The organism is Streptomyces sp. SA15 (genome assembly GCF_002291145.1).
Classification (GTDB): Bacteria; Actinomycetota; Actinomycetes; order Streptomycetales; family Streptomycetaceae; genus Streptomyces.
The window spans coordinates 1-14688 of record NZ_NTGE01000007.1; the positions used below are offsets into that span (position 1 = coordinate 1).

Here is a 14688-nt window from a genome sequence, read left to right on the forward strand (position 1 = left end):
CCGTGTGGCCGGGGTGTACTCGGACCTGGTACGGGCGTCGGGGGGCGAGCGGCGGCGCACGGCGGCCGGGGCGCTGCGGGAGGCGGCGGTGCGGGCGGTGCGCTGGCGGGGCGAGAGCGTAGCCTTCCCTGGGCTCGCCGAGCGGGCGACCACCACCTCGGCGTCGGCGACGCCCACCGTGTAACACGTACGGCTCGACCCGTACGGGAAGGGAACGACTCGCGCATGGCTTTCGAACCGCCGCGGCGTCTGGTCAGGGCGCTCGGTGAGACGGCGCTGGACGGTGACGACTGGCTGGAGAAGCTGCCCGAGGCGGCCGGGCAGGCCGTCGCGCTGCGTGAGTTGACCGTCGAGCGGGTGCAGGTGCCCGGTGGGCGCAGCAGCCTGGTCGTGCTGGTACGGCGGCCGGACGGCACCCCCGCCGTGCTCAAGCTGGCCCCGCCCCGGGCCCGCCCGGAGAGCGAGCGGGCCGCACTCGCCCACTGGGGCGGCCTGGGTGCCGTACAGCTGCTCGAGCCGTTCACGGCGGAGGGCGTGCTGCTGCTGGAGCGGCTGCATCCGGATGTGTCGGTGCGGTCGCTGCCGGAGGCGAAGGCGCTGCTCGAGGCGGCGGGCACGCTGCGGCGGCTGTGGGTCGAGCCGCCGGTCGGACACCCCTTCGAGACCGTGGCCGAGCGGACCGGGCGGCAGGCCGAGGCGATGCGGGCGAGCGCGGCCGCCGACGCGGAAGTACGGCCGCTGGTGGACGCGGCGCTCGCGGCGCGCGAGGAGCTGCTGGCCGCGCCGCCCGAGCAGCGGCTGCTGCACGGCACCTTCCGGCAGAGCAAAGTGCTCGCCGGGGACCGGATGCCGTGGCTGGCCGTGGGCCCCGATCCGGTGGTCGGCGAGTGCGCCTTCGACCTGGCGCGACTGGTACGGGACCGGGTGGAGGACCTCATCGCCTCGCCGTCGGGGGCGGCGACGACCCGGCGGCGGGTGAAGCGGCTCGCGGAGTCGCTGGACGTGGACCAGGAGCGACTGCGCGGCTGGACGCTGTTCCGGGCCGTGGAGTCGGGCGTGCGGGCGCGGAGGGTCGGGCGCCGGGCCGACTCGGAGTTGTTGCTGGAGTTCGCCGGCTGGCTGTAGGGCGTTGCAGCCGGCGTTCCGGGGGCTGCTGCCCCCGGACCCCGTCGGCCTGAACGGCCTCGTCCTCAATCGCCGGACGGGCTGGGTCGGTCAGCCCGGCCGGCGCTGTGCAATGCCGTCACACGGACCAGCGCTTGGGATCCGGGCCTCAGGCCGTCAGCCTCGCGACCGCCTCCTCCACCGTCAGCTCCTCGCGCTCACCGGTCCTGCGGTCCTTCAGCTCCAGCACGCCCTCGGCCGCGCGCCGCCCGGCCACCAGGATCTGCGGTACGCCCATCAGCTCCGAGTCGGTGAACTTCACGCCCGGGGAGAGCCCGGCCCGGTCGTCCACCAGGACGCGGACGCCGGCCGCCGCCAGCTTCTCGGAGACGTCGAGCGCCAGCTCGGTCTGGAGGGCCTTGCCCGCGGCGACGACGTGGACGTCTGCCGGGGCGACCTCCTTGGGCCAGCACAGGCCCTTGTCGTCGGCGCTCTGCTCGGCGAGGGCGGCGACCGCGCGGGAGACGCCGATGCCGTAGGAGCCCATGGTCACGCGGACCGGCTTGCCGTTCTGGCCGAGGACGTCCAGCTTGAGGGCGTCGGCGTACTTGCGGCCCAGCTGGAAGATGTGGCCGATCTCGATGGCGCGGTCCAGCTTGAGGCCGGTGCCGCAGTTCGGGCAGGGGTCGCCCTCCTGGACGACCACGACGTCGACGTACTGGTCGACCTCGAAGTCACGGCCGGCGACGACGTTCTTGGCGTGCGTGTGCTCCTTGTTGGCGCCCGTGATCCAGGCGGTGCCCGGCGCCACGCGCGGGTCGGCGATGTACGTGAGCTTCTCCCGGCCCTGCGGGCCGACGTAGCCGCGGACCAGGTCCGGGCGGCCCGCGAAGTCCGCCTCGGTGACCATCTCGACGACCGCCGGGGCGAAGTGCGCCTCGACCTTGCCCATGTCGACCTCGCGGTCCCCGGGCACGCCGACGGCGACGATCTCGCCGTCGACCTTCACGAGGAGGTTCTTCAGCGTGGCGGAGGCCGGGACACCGAGGGAGGCCGCGAGGGTCTCGATGGTCGGGGTGTCGGGGGTCGGGATCTCCTCGGCGGCCGGGACGCCGGAGGCGTCCACCGCCTTCAGCTCGTACGTGATCGCCTCGGTGTTGGCCGCGAAGTCGCAGTTCGGGCAGTCCGCGAAGGTGTCCTCGCCGGCGCCGGCCGGGGCGAGGAACTCCTCCGACTTGGAGCCGCCCATCGCTCCCGCGGTCGCGGCGCAGATGCGGTAGTCGAGGCCGAGCCGCTCGAAGACCTTCTGGTAGGCCTTGCGGTGCAGGGCGTAGGACCGGGCGAGGCCCTCGTCCTCCGTGTCGAAGGAGTACGAGTCCTTCATCAGGAACTCGCGTCCGCGCAGGATGCCGGCGCGGGGGCGGGCCTCGTCACGGTACTTGTGCTGGATCTGGTAGAGGATCACCGGCAGGTCCTTGTAGGAGGACGCCTGGTCCTTCACCAGCAGGGTGAAGATCTCCTCGTGGGTGGGGCCGAGGAGGTAGTCGCCGCCCTTGCGGTCCTTGAGGCGGAACAGCTCCGGGCCGTACTCGTCCCAGCGACCGGTCGCGTCGTACGGCTCACGCGGCAGCAGCGCGGGGAGCAGCACCTCCTGGGCGCCGATCGCGTCCATCTCCTCGCGGACGATGCGCTCCACGTTGGCGAGGACCTTCTTGCCGAGCGGCAGCCAGGTCCAGATACCGGCCGCGGTGCGGCGGACGTAGCCGGCGCGGACGAGGAGCTTGTGGCTGAGGACCTCGGCATCCGCCGGGTCGTCGCGCAGCGTCTTAGCCATCAACTGGGACATGCGCTGGACCGGTACGTTGGCCATGGTTCTCGAACTCCTGCTGCGAGTAGGTGATGGCAGGAGGTTATCCGGGTGGTACGGGGCGGTGGAAATCGGTTAGGGCCTGTCCGGCGGGTCAGGTCGCAGGAAATCGGCGGCGCTCATCAAACGCCGGTGAGCGGGGTCTGGTGCGTGCAGCTGCAAGGCGGAGGAGGGAGTCGACGCGGAGCGTCGGCGAGTGACGACAACGCGGCAGATGCGCGTGCCAGACCCCGCGTCTGCGGCATGACCCGCCGGACAGGCCCTAACGGCGGAGGGGAAGGGTGGCGCCCATGACGGCGTACGGCTTGGGGGCGCTGGGGAAGAGGACCTGGCGGGCGAGGTCCTGGTAGCCGAGGGAGTGGTAGAGGCCGCGGGCCGGGCTGTCGGTGTCGATCGCGGAGAGGATCGAGCGGGGTTCGGCGGCGCTGTCGGTGATCTTGGTGATCAGTGCGCGGCCGATGCCTCGGTTCTGGTAGCGCGGGTGGACGTGCAGCTCGGTGATCACGAAGGAGTTGTCGAGCCAGTCGTCGCAGTGCCTTGCTCGGAGGTACGGCTCCACGACTGTCGACCACCAGTGGGTGCGGTCGTTGGGCATGCCGTAGACGAACCCTACGAGGTTGCCTCCGACGGTTGCGCCGAGGGCCCTTGCGCCTGGGTAGGTCATGTGGCGGAGGACGATCTGGCGGCGGACGGCTACCTCGTCGGGTCCCAGTCCGAAGGCGACGGCTTGGACTGCTAGGGCCTCATCGACGTGGGCTGACAGGTCCAAGGGGCCGATGACGAGGTCCATGCGGGGAGCGTACAGGGGGGTGCCGGTGTCGTGCCGGGTGCAGGTGGTCCTGGGCTGAGCGCCCACGCGGCGAAGCCGCATATCGATACAGCCCCGCGCCCCTTGGGCACCTTCAGAACAGGACGCTCATGAAGGCACCGACCTCCTGGAAGCCCACCCTCCTGTACGTCCTTCTCGCCGCCGTATTGAAGTCGTTCACGTAAAGGCTGACCGCCGGCGCCACGTCCGCCAGCGCGTAACGCAGGACCGCCGCCATGCCCGGGGCCGCCAGGCCCCTCCCCCGGTACTCGGGGGCCACCCACACGCCTTGGATCTGGCAGGCGCGGTCGGTCGCGGCGCCGATCTCGGCCTTGAAGACGACCCTGCCGTCGGTGTCGAGGCGGGCGAAGGAGCGGCCGGAGCCGACGAGTTCGGCGACCCTGGCCTGGTACAGGAGCCCGCCGTCGCCGGCCATCGGCGAGACGCCGACCTCCTCGGTGAACATCGCCACGCACGCCGGCATGATCGTGTCCATCTCGTCCTTGCGGATGCGGCGGACGTACGGATCGGGGGCGATGTCGGTGGGCATGCGGTCGGTGACCATCAGGGGCTGGTGGGCGCGGACCTCACGCGCGGGGCCCCAGCTCGGTTCCAGCAACCGCCAGAGCTGGGCGGTGGATTCGGCAGGGCCGACGATGGACGAGCAGCGCCTGCCCGCTCTTCGTGCCCGGTCGGCGAAGGCGCGCACGGCGCGCGGGGTGGCGCAGATCGGGACCAGGTTCGCGCCGGCGTAACACAGGGACGTCAGCATGCCGCCCTCGTACCAACCCCACATCTCGCCGCCGAGCCGCCACGGGTCGAGGCCGGCGACCTGGACGCGGGACGTCACGAAGGCGTTCGCGACCGGCTCACGGTGGAGGACGGCGAGCGCGGCGTCCAGGTCGCTCGGTTCGAGGACCCGGGAGGTCGTCTGGGTCAACACGGGCGGGGCCTCACAGTGGGATCTGCTGATCTCCGCACTGTACCTGCGGAAGCTGGGCAGTGGCGCCCTGTGCTTGTTGCCGTTCGTTTGTAGGTGGAGGTGGGCTGCCGTGCTGTCCCTGGGGGCTGCCGCCCCCAGGCCCCCGCTTCGGCCCTGAAGGGGCCTCGTCCTCAAACGCCGGACGGGCTGAGAGTGCCTGACCGGCGTTGAGAGGTGGGGTCCCCAGGCGCTCGAGAGGTGGAGCCCGTAGACGCTCGAAAGACCCGTCAGCCCGCCACCGACACCGACGGCTCACCGGAGGTGACGCCGTCCGCCTCCATCTGCTCGGCCAGCTTCATGGCCTCCTCGATGAGGGTCTCCACGATCTTCGACTCGGGGACGGTCTTGATGACTTCGCCCTTGACGAAGATCTGTCCCTTGCCGTTGCCGGAGGCGACGCCGAGGTCGGCCTCGCGGGCCTCGCCGGGGCCGTTGACCACGCAGCCCATGACGGCCACGCGCAGCGGGACCTCCATGCCGGTCAGGCCCGCCGTGACCTCCTCGGCCAGCTTGTAGACGTCGACCTGGGCGCGGCCGCAGGACGGGCAGGAGACGATCTCCAGGCCGCGCTGCTTGAGGTTCAGGGACTCCAGGATCTGGTTGCCGACCTTGACCTCCTCGACCGGCGGGGCCGACAGGGAGACGCGGATCGTGTCGCCGATGCCCTCGGAGAGCAGGGCGCCGAAGGCGACCGCCGACTTGATCGTGCCCTGGAAGGCCGGGCCCGCCTCCGTCACGCCGAGGTGCAGCGGGTAGTCGCAGGCGGCGGCGAGCTGGCGGTAGGCCTCGATCATCACGACCGGGTCGTTGTGCTTGACGGAGATCTTGATGTCCCGGAAGTCGTGCTCCTCGAAGAGGGACGCCTCCCAAAGGGCGGACTCGACGAGGGCCTCGGGGGTCGCCTTGCCGTACTTCTGCAGGAGGCGCCTGTCCAGGGAGCCCGCGTTCACGCCGATGCGGATCGGGGTGCCGTGGTCCTTCGCGGCCCGCGCGATCTCCTTGACCTTGTCGTCGAACTGCTTGATGTTGCCGGGATTGACGCGGACCGCGGCGCAGCCGGCCTCGATGGCCGCGAAGACGTACTTCGGCTGGAAGTGGATGTCGGCGATGACCGGGATCTGGGACTTGCGGGCGATGGTCGCGAGGGCGTCCGCGTCGTCCTGCGTGGGGCAGGCCACGCGGACGATCTGGCAACCGGAGGCGGTGAGCTCGGCGATCTGCTGGAGCGTGGCGCCGATGTCGGACGTACGGGTCGTGGTCATCGACTGCACGGAGACCGGGGCGTCTCCGCCGACCGCCACGGACCCGACCTGGATCTGACGGCTCTTCCGGCGCTCGGCCAGCTTGGTCGGAACGGACGGCATGCCGAGAGAAATCGCAGTCATCTGCTGTGCAACCCCAAGTCGTGGATCAAGGTCCAGGTCCCGTCAGCGGCGGGCTCCAGGCTTCGAGATTACGGCACATGCCAAGGCCCGGGCACATCACGCCCGTAAACCCACTCGTTGGAGGGCAGCCCGGCACGCTGTGCCCTCTGGGGGGCCAAACCCCCCAGACCCCCCGATATGCCGGGCCGCCACAAACGCCGTATGGCTAGGAGATTCGCACCGGGTTAACGACGTCCGCGATCAGGACCAGGATCGTGAAGCAGATGAAGATCCCGGCCACCACGTACGCGACCGGCATCAGCTTCGCCACGTCGAACGGACCCGGGTCCGGGCGGCGCAGCACCTTCGCCGCGTTGCGGCGCAGCGACTCCCACAGGGCGCCCGCGACGTGACCGCCGTCGAGCGGTAGCAGCGGGAGCATGTTGAACAGGAACAGGGAGAGGTTGAAGCCGGCGATCAGCATCAGGGCCGTGGCCAGTTGCTGGGTCGGCGGAATGTCCAGGGTGAAGATCTCGCCGCCGACGCGGGCCGCGCCGACCACGCCCATCGGGGAGTCCTCCCCGCGCGGGGCGCCGTCGAAGGCCGCGTCCCACAGGGCGGGGATCTTGCTGGGCAGGGCCGCGAGGGAGTCGACGGCGTCGCCGATGCGGTCGCCCATCCAGGTCACCGACTCGCCGAAGTCCTGGCGGACGACGCCGGTGGCCGCGCTGAAGCCGAGGAAGCCCGCGGTGACGTACTCGCCGGGGACGACCTGGCCGCTGGAGTCCTTCTTCGCGACCTGGTTGGTGGCGATCTTCGCCTGCAGGGTGACTTCCTCGCCCTTGCGGTCGACGACGATCGGCACGGTCTTGCCGGGGTTGGCGCGGATGAGGTCGGAGAGCCGGTTCCAGTCGTCCGTGCGCACTCCGTCGAAGGAGACGATCTTGTCACCCGCCTTCATTCCCGCGGCGGCGGCCGGGGACGGGGCGTCGGACGCCTTGCAGGTCTCGCGGTTCTCGCTCTGGGAGATGACGCACTTGGCTACCGAGCTGACCGCGGTGGTCTGCTCCGTGATGCCGAAGCCCATCAGCACGGTGAGGAACAGCGCCACCGCCATGACCAGGTTCATGAACGGGCCCGCGAACATCACGATGACCCGCTTCCAGGGCTTGCGGGTGTAGAACATGCGGTTCTCGTCGCCGGGCCTGAGCTCCTCGAAAGCGGCCGAGCGGGCGTCTTCGATCATGGTGCGCCAGGGTGAGGTGGAGCGCACCTCCACCCTGCCGTCCGCGCCGGGCGGGAACATGCCGATCATGCGGATGTAGCCGCCGAACGGGATGGCCTTGAGGCCGTACTCGGTCTCGCCCTTCTTGCGCGACCAGATCGTCGGTCCGAAGCCGACCATGTACTGCGGCACGCGGATGCCGAAGAGCTTGGCGGTGGACAGGTGCCCCAGCTCGTGCCACGCGATGGACACCAGCAGTCCGACCACGAAGACCACTATGCCGAGGATGAACATCAGGGTCGTCATGCACGGGCCTCCGCCGTTTGTGCCGCCAGTTGCCGGGCCCGGGTCCGCGCCCAGGTCTCCGCTTCGAGGACGTCCGCGACGGTGAGCGAGGTTCCCGCGCGCGGGGTGCCGTGCTCGTCCACCACCCGGGTCACGGTCTCCATGATCCCGAGATACGGCAGCGCGCCGGCCCGGAAGGCCTCCACGCATTCCTCGTTGGCGGCATTGAACACCGCCGGGGCCGTGCCCGCGAGCTCTCCCACCCGGCGTGCCAGGTCGACCGACGGGAACGCGTCGTTGTCGAGCGGGAAGAACTCCCAGGTCGACGCCTTGCTCCAGTCGAAGGTGGGTGCGGCGTCGGGGACGCGTTCGGGCCAGCCGAGGCCGATGGCGATCGGCCCGCGCATGTCGGGGGGCGTCGCCTGGGCGATCGTGGATCCGTCTGTGAACTCAACCATCGAGTGGACATACGACTGCGGGTGCACGACCACCTCAATGCGATCGAAGGGAATGTCGTAGAGGAGGTGTGCCTCGATGACTTCCAGCCCCTTGTTGACAAGGGTCGAGGAGTTGATCGTGATGACCGGGCCCATGGCCCAGGTGGGGTGGTCGAGGGCGTCCTCGACCGTCACCCGGGCCAGCTCGGCCTTGGTACGGCCCCGGAAGGGGCCCCCGGACGCGGTGACGACCAGCTTGCGTACGTCCGCTCTCGTGCCGGACGCCAGCGCCTGGAACAGCGCCGCGTGCTCGGAGTCGACCGGGATGATCTGCCCCGGCTTGGCGAGGGCCTTGACCAGCGGGCCGCCCACGATGAGCGACTCCTTGTTGGCGAGCGCGAGGGTGCGCCCCGCCTCCAGGGCGGCGAGGGTCGGGGCCAGGCCGATGGACCCGGTGATGCCGTTGAGGACGGTGTGACAGTCGGAGGCGGCGACCTGCGTGGCCGCGTCGGGTCCGGCGAGGATCTCGGGCAGCGGCTCCCCGGTGCCGTACTCGGCGCTCAGGGCCTCCCGCAGGGCCGGTACGGCGTCCTCGCGGGCGACCGCGACGGTCCGCACCCTCAGCCGGTGCGCCTGCTCGGCGAGGAGAGCGATCCGGCCGCCGTTGGCGGACAGGCCGGTGACCCGGAACCGGTCGGGGTTGCGCAGTACGAGGTCGATGGCCTGGGTGCCGATCGAGCCGGTGGAGCCGAGGATCACCACGTCCTTCGGCCCGTCGCCCGCCACGGGGTCGTAGACGAGGTGGGGGTCGGCGAGAGGGGCTGGACTGTCACTCATTCCCCCATTGTGGCCGCAACGGCTGTGCGGGAGGACAGGGCGTCCCCTTCACAGGGGGCTCACAGGCGCAAGGGCCGGTCGGCGGAGATGTTCCTCACCCCCGTCGGCCGGCCCATGTCCGGCGATCAGCGGATCGGCCGGTGGACGTTCTCCCGTTCACTGGGTCCGGGGGTGGCGTCGGCGATCCACGGGCCCTCGCCCGACGGGTCGACGATGCCCCGTTCCAGCCACTCGTACGTGCCCGACAGGACTCCCTTGACGACCTTGCGGTCGACGTCGTCGGTGTTGTTCCACAGGCGGCCGAAGAGTTCCTCGACGCGGATGCGGGACTGGCGGCAGAAGGTGTCGGCCAGCTGGTAGGCCTCGCGGCCGTGGTCGCCCTGGCTGCGCAGGAGTTCGGCGCGGACGCAGGCCGCGCTCATCGCGAAGAGTTCGGCTCCGATGTCGACGATCCGCCCCAGGAAGCCCTGTTTGGTCTCCATCCGGCCCTGCCAGCGGGACATGGCGTAGAAGGTGGAGCGGGCGAGTTTGCGAGCGGTGCGTTCGACGTAGCGCAGGTGTGGGGAGAGGTCGACCTCGCGCTTGAACTCGCTGTAGGAGCCGGGGAGTTGGCCGGGGCCCGCGACCAGCTTCGGCAGCCACTTGGCGTAGAAGACGCCCGCGTTCGCGCCTGCCTTCGCCTTGTCCGACAGGGACTTGTCGGGGTCGATGAGGTCACCGGCGACCGACAGGTGGGCGTCGACCGCCTCGCGGGCGATGAGGAGGTGCATGATCTCCGTCGAGCCCTCGAAGATGCGGTTGATGCGCAGGTCGCGCAGGACCTGTTCGGCGGGGACCGCGCGTTCGCCGCGGGCGGCCAAGGACGCGGCCGTCTCGAAGCCCCGGCCGCCGCGGATCTGGACCAGTTCGTCGGCCATCCGCCAGGCCATCTCGGAGGCGAACAGCTTGGCCAGCGCGCCCTCGATGCGGATGTCGTTGCGGTCCTCGTCGGCCATCTGACTCGACAGGTCCAGTACGGCCTCCAGGGCGAAGGTCGTCGCCGCGATGAAGCTGATCTTCGAGCCGACCGCCTCGTGGTGGGCGATCGGCTTGCCCCACTGCTCGCGGGCCGCCGTCCACTCGCGGGCGATCTTCAGGCACCACTTGCCGGCGGCCACGCAGGACGCCGGAAGGGACAGCCGGCCGGTGTTGAGGGTCGTGAGGGCGATCTTCAGGCCCGCCCCCTCGGGGCCGATGCGGTTGGCGGCGGGGACCCGGACCTGGTGGAAGCGGGTGACGCCGTTCTCGATGCCGCGCAGGCCCATGAAGGCGTTGCGGTTCTCGACCGTGATGCCCGGCGAGTTGGTCTCCACGACGAAGGCGGTGATGCCGCCCTTGTGGCCCTCGCTCTTCGGCACCCGGGCCATCACGACCAGCAGGTCGGCGACCACGCCGTTGGTGGTCCACAGCTTCACCCCGTCGAGGATGTACTCGTCCCCGTCCGGCACCGCGCTCATCGCGAGCCGCGCCGGGTCGGAGCCGACGTCCGGCTCGGTGAGCAGGAAGGCGCTGATGTCGGTGCGGGCGCACCGCGGCAGGAACGTCTCCTTCTGCTCGGGCGTGCCGAACAGCTTCAGCGGCTGCGGTACGCCGATCGACTGGTGTGCCGACAGCAGCACCCCGACCGCCGGGCTGGCGGAGCCCGCCAGGGCCAGCGCCTTGTTGTAGTACACCTGGGTGAGACCGAGCCCGCCGTACTTGGTGTCGATCTTCATGCCGAGGGCGCCGAGCTCCTTGAGCCCGTTGATGACGTCGTCGGGGATCCGGGCGTCGCGCTCGATCAGGGCGCCGTCGATCTTCGTCTCGCAGAAGTCGCGCAGCTTGGCGAGGAACTCCTCGCCGCGCTGGGCGTCCTCGTCGGGCGGCATCGGGTGGGGATGGATGAGGTCGAGCCGGAAGCGGCCCAGGAACAGTTCCTTGGCGAAGCTGGGCTTGCGCCAGTCCTGTTCCCGGGCGGCCTCCGCCACCTGGCGCGCTTCACGCTCGGTGACGGTGGGTTGGGTGGGTGCTGCGGACATTGAGGCTCACCTCGCCGCGAATCGGGATCTTGGGGCCGTATGGTTACCGACGGGTGCTACTCGATCGTATGTACCCGATTCGGGCCCGCCCCACCACCCCTGGGACGGCTGTTCAGCCGATGTCGACGGAGTACGACTTGGTGTCCAGACGGCCCTTGCCCTTGAAGACCCCGGTGCCGGACTCGATGCCGGAGACGTACTTGTCGTTGCTCAGCAGCTTGCGCCGAACGAGTGCCTGGGGGAAGTGTGGCCGCCGACGGCCGGACGGGTTGCCGTATCCCTCCGTGATCTCCCACGGATCCCCCGCGGATCCCCCGCCGGAGAATTGCAGTCGAAGCGCTTCGACAACCTATGGACACCCACCCCCGGTGGAGCTACTGTCGAACCACCCTCACCCGCCCATATTCGCAACGCGCACTGTCGAAGCGCTTCACAAAGCTTGGAGAGCTGGATGGTCACCCTCGCCGAGGTCGCCCAGCACGCCGGAGTCTCGGCGAGCACGGTGAGCTATGTCCTCAGCGGCAAGCGGTCCATCTCCGCGACCACCCGGCAGCGGGTCCAGCAGAGCATCCGCGAACTCGGCTACCACCCGAACGCGGGCGCCCGCGCCCTGGCCAGCAGCAGGTCGAACATCATCGCGCTGATGATCCCGTTGCGCACCGACATGTACGTGCCGGTGATGATGGAGATCGCCATCGCGGTGGCCACCCGGGCCCGCACACACGGCTACGACGTCCTGCTGCTCACCGGCGAGGAGGGTCCCGACGCCGTGCGCCGCGTCACCGGCAGCGGGCTCGCCGACGCGATGATCCTGATGGACGTCGAACTCGACGACGAGCGGCTGCCGCTGCTGCGCGGCACCGACCAGCCGTCCGTGCTGATCGGACTGCCCGCCGACACCACCGGCCTGACCTGCGTCGATCTCGACTTCAGGGCGACCGGCGCGCTGTGCGTCGAGCACCTGGCGATGCTCGGACACCGTGACATCGCTGTCATAGGCGAGGCCCCCGCGGTGTACGAGCGGCACACCGGCTTCGCCGAGCGCACCCTCGACGGACTCCGCTCCCGCGCACAGGAGTTGGGCGTACGGCTGCTGCACCGGCCGTGCGAGGGCGGGTACGACGCGATGGCCGTGACCCTCGCCCGCATCCTCGACGAGCGCCCGGGCACCACCGGGTTCGTCGTGCAGAACGAGTCGGCGGTCGAACCGCTGCTCGCCCTGCTGCGCCAGCAGGGCCGCGCCATCCCCGAGGACGTGTCGGTCGTCGCGATCTGCCCCGACCAGGTCGCCACCCAGGCCTCCGTACGGCTGACGTCCGTCGCCATCCCCGCCCAGGAGATGGGCCGGCACGCCGTGGAGCGCCTGGTCGCCAAGCTGGACGGCCGGGGCACCGACGAAGTCGTGCTGATCGCACCCGAGTTGACGGAACGGGCGAGCACGGGCCCGGCTCCCTCCGCCGGCTCCTGACCGCCGCCCTTCCCTCGCACGCCGCGCCCCGCCGGGGCACCTCCATGCCTGCCCTCCTCCAAGGAGACGCCACGTGAACCAGCCTGCCGAAACCCAGACCCCGACCGGCGCGGTCAGCCTCGCGCAGTCGTCACCCACCGTCGGCACCTTCCGTGAGCGGGACGGCGCGCTGGAGTGGAGCGGCCGCCAGGAGACCGTACGCATCGAGCCTTGGGGGCCCGACGCGGTCCGGGTCCGGGCCCGGCTCGGCGGTCCGGTGCTCGAGGGGCTGCCGGGCGCGCTGCTGGACGAGGCGCCCGCCACCGAGAGCACCGTCAAGATCGAGGACGGGCAGGGGTCGTTGACCGTGGGCGCGCTGACCGTCGAGGTCGACGCCGAGGGTCTGATCCGCTTCCTGCGGAGCGACGACTCCGCCGAGCTGCTGGCCGAGGAGCGCGCCCACTTCTGGTGGCCCGGCTCGCGTCTCTACACCGCCGTCGGCAACGGCTACCACCGCCTGGAGCAGCGCTTCGCCGCCTACGAGGACGAGAAGCTGTTCGGCCTCGGGCAGCACCAGCACGGGCGCCTCGACCAGAAGGGCCTGGTCCTGGACCTGGTCCAGCGCAACGCCGAGGTCGGCATCCCGGTGCTGACCTCCAGCCGGGGCTACACGCTGCTGTGGAACAACCCGGCGATCGGCCGCGTGGAGCTGGCCGGCAACGGCACGCGCTGGGTGGCCGACTCGGCCCGGCAGATCGACTACTGGATCACCGCGGGCGCCCCGGCCGACGCGCAGCGCCACTACAGCGCGGTGACCGGCCGTACGCCGATGATGCCTCAGTGGGCGGCGGGCTTCTGGCAGTGCAAGCTGCGCTATCGCACGCAGGACGAACTCCTCGCCGTGGCACGGGAGTACAAGCGGCGCGGCCTGCCGATCGACGTCATCGTCTGCGACTTCTTCCACTGGACGCACCTGGGCGAGTGGAAGTTCGACCCGAAGGAGTGGCCCGACCCGGCAGCGCTGGTCCGCGAACTGGACGAGCTGGGCATCAAGTTGGTGGTCAGCGTCTGGCCGTCGGTGTCCCCGCTCAGCGAGAACCACCCGGTCATGGAGCAGCGCGGTTACTTCATCGGCACGCAGTACGGCCCGATGGCGCACGCCGACTGGCCGGACAAGGAGGTCGCCTCGACGGTCCAGGTGGCGTTCTACGACGCCACGAACCCCGAGGCCCGTGACTTCGTGTGGTCGCGGGTGAAGGAGAACTATCTGGAGGCGTACGGCATCACGGCCTTCTGGCTGGACGCCTGCGAGCCGGAACTGAAGCCGGGCTTCGCGGAGAACCTGCGCTACTGGGCGGGCCCGGGCCTGGAGGTCGGCAACCTGTACCCGGCCGAGAACGCCCGCACCTTCTACGAGGGCCTGCGCGCGTCCGGCGAGGACGAGATCATCACCCTCAACCGCTCGGCGTGGGCGGGCAGTCAGCGTTACGGCGCCGCCCTGTGGTCCGGCGACATCGGCACCGACTTCGCGACCCTGCGCCGCCAGATCGCGGCCGGCCTCAACACCGCGCTGTCCGGCATCCCGTGGTGGAACACCGACATCGGCGGCTTCCACGGCGGCGACCCGGACGACCCGGCGTACCGCGAGGTGATGGTCCGCTGGTTCCAGTTCGGCGCGCTGTCCCCGCTGATGCGCCTGCACGGCTTCCGCGACCCGGGCATGCCGCTGGGCCCGGAGATGACCGGCGGTCCGAACGAGGTGTGGTCGTACGGCGAGGAGGCCGGGGCGATCCTGGAGCAGTACCTGCGACTGCGCGAGCGCCTGAAGCCGTACGTGCTGCGGGTGATGCGCGAGGCGCACGAGGAGGGGCTGCCGGTCATGCGCCCGCTGTTCCTCGAATTCCCCGAGGACCAAGCGACTTGGTCGGTCGACGACGCCTACCTCTTCGGACGGGACCTGCTCGTCGCGCCCGTGCTCACGGCGGGCGCCACGGCCCGCACGACGTACCTCCCGGCGGGCGCGACCTGGACGGACGCGTGGACCGGTGAGACGTACGAGGGCGGTACGACCGTCACGGTCGACGCCCCGCTGGACCGCATCCCGCTGTTCCTGCGGGACGGGGCGAGCCTTCCGATCCTCCCGGTCGCCGAGTAGCGGCGGCGGCCGGGAGCGGTCCGGGTGCGGTCGGCCTTCGAGGGATGGGCCGACCGCACCCGCGCCGTACTGCCCGATGGGCCCCAGGTCTACGCTGTGGCCCCACGGCCGCCGGGTGAT

At 70.7% G+C, this 14688-nt stretch carries 11 protein-coding genes; 4 read left to right on the forward strand and 7 right to left on the reverse strand.

The window, feature by feature from the left end; translation table 11 throughout:
* Both CLM62_RS00230 and CLM62_RS00235 read left to right on the forward strand, forming a co-directional pair.
* Window positions 1-184 (forward strand): DUF4439 domain-containing protein (locus CLM62_RS00230; protein WP_143658886.1); only part of this gene is annotated, 184 nt, incomplete at its 5' end.
* A gap of 41 nt (window positions 185-225) precedes the next feature.
* A complete protein-coding gene (locus CLM62_RS00235; protein WP_095747836.1) occupies window positions 226-1125 on the forward strand; it encodes an aminoglycoside phosphotransferase family protein in 900 nt (299 codons plus the stop codon).
* A gap of 148 nt (window positions 1126-1273) precedes the next feature.
* Here CLM62_RS00235 and CLM62_RS00240 read toward each other — a convergent pair whose 3' ends face one another.
* The 7 genes from CLM62_RS00240 to CLM62_RS00275 form a co-directional block, all read right to left on the reverse strand.
* A complete protein-coding gene (locus CLM62_RS00240; protein WP_095747837.1) occupies window positions 1274-2974 on the reverse strand; it encodes a proline--tRNA ligase in 1701 nt (566 codons plus the stop codon).
* A 259-nt stretch (window positions 2975-3233) separates the two neighbouring features.
* Window positions 3234-3761 carry a GNAT family N-acetyltransferase gene (locus tag CLM62_RS00250; protein ID WP_095747918.1) on the reverse strand — a complete coding sequence of 176 codons (528 nt, stop codon included), beginning with the start codon at window positions 3759-3761 and terminating at the stop codon, window positions 3234-3236.
* 112 nt (window positions 3762-3873) lie between these two features.
* On the reverse strand, window positions 3874-4722 hold the full coding sequence (locus CLM62_RS00255; protein WP_095747838.1) for a GNAT family N-acetyltransferase: 849 nt from the start codon (window positions 4720-4722) through the stop codon (window positions 3874-3876).
* Window positions 4723-4988: 266 nt separating this feature from the next.
* Window positions 4989-6146, reverse strand: coding sequence for a flavodoxin-dependent (E)-4-hydroxy-3-methylbut-2-enyl-diphosphate synthase (gene ispG, locus CLM62_RS00260; protein WP_095747839.1), 1158 nt, complete (start codon window positions 6144-6146; stop codon window positions 4989-4991).
* 205 nt (window positions 6147-6351) lie between these two features.
* A complete protein-coding gene (locus tag CLM62_RS00265; RefSeq protein WP_095747919.1) occupies window positions 6352-7644 on the reverse strand; it encodes an RIP metalloprotease in 1293 nt (430 codons plus the stop codon).
* An 8-nt stretch (window positions 7645-7652) separates the two neighbouring features.
* Complete coding sequence (gene dxr, locus CLM62_RS00270) at window positions 7653-8909, reverse strand: 1-deoxy-D-xylulose-5-phosphate reductoisomerase (protein WP_095747840.1); 1257 nt, start codon at window positions 8907-8909, stop codon at window positions 7653-7655.
* A gap of 125 nt (window positions 8910-9034) precedes the next feature.
* On the reverse strand, window positions 9035-10966 hold the full coding sequence (locus CLM62_RS00275) for an acyl-CoA dehydrogenase family protein (protein WP_095747841.1): 1932 nt from the start codon (window positions 10964-10966) through the stop codon (window positions 9035-9037).
* 451 nt (window positions 10967-11417) lie between these two features.
* Here CLM62_RS00275 and CLM62_RS00285 point away from each other — a divergent pair, with 451 nt between their 5' ends.
* Window positions 11418-12434, forward strand: coding sequence for a LacI family DNA-binding transcriptional regulator (locus CLM62_RS00285; protein ID WP_095747842.1), 1017 nt, complete (start codon window positions 11418-11420; stop codon window positions 12432-12434).
* Between the two features lie 73 nt (window positions 12435-12507).
* Window positions 12508-14568, forward strand: coding sequence for a TIM-barrel domain-containing protein (locus tag CLM62_RS00290; RefSeq protein WP_095747843.1), 2061 nt, complete (start codon window positions 12508-12510; stop codon window positions 14566-14568).
* The last annotated feature ends 120 nt before the right edge of the window (window positions 14569-14688 follow it).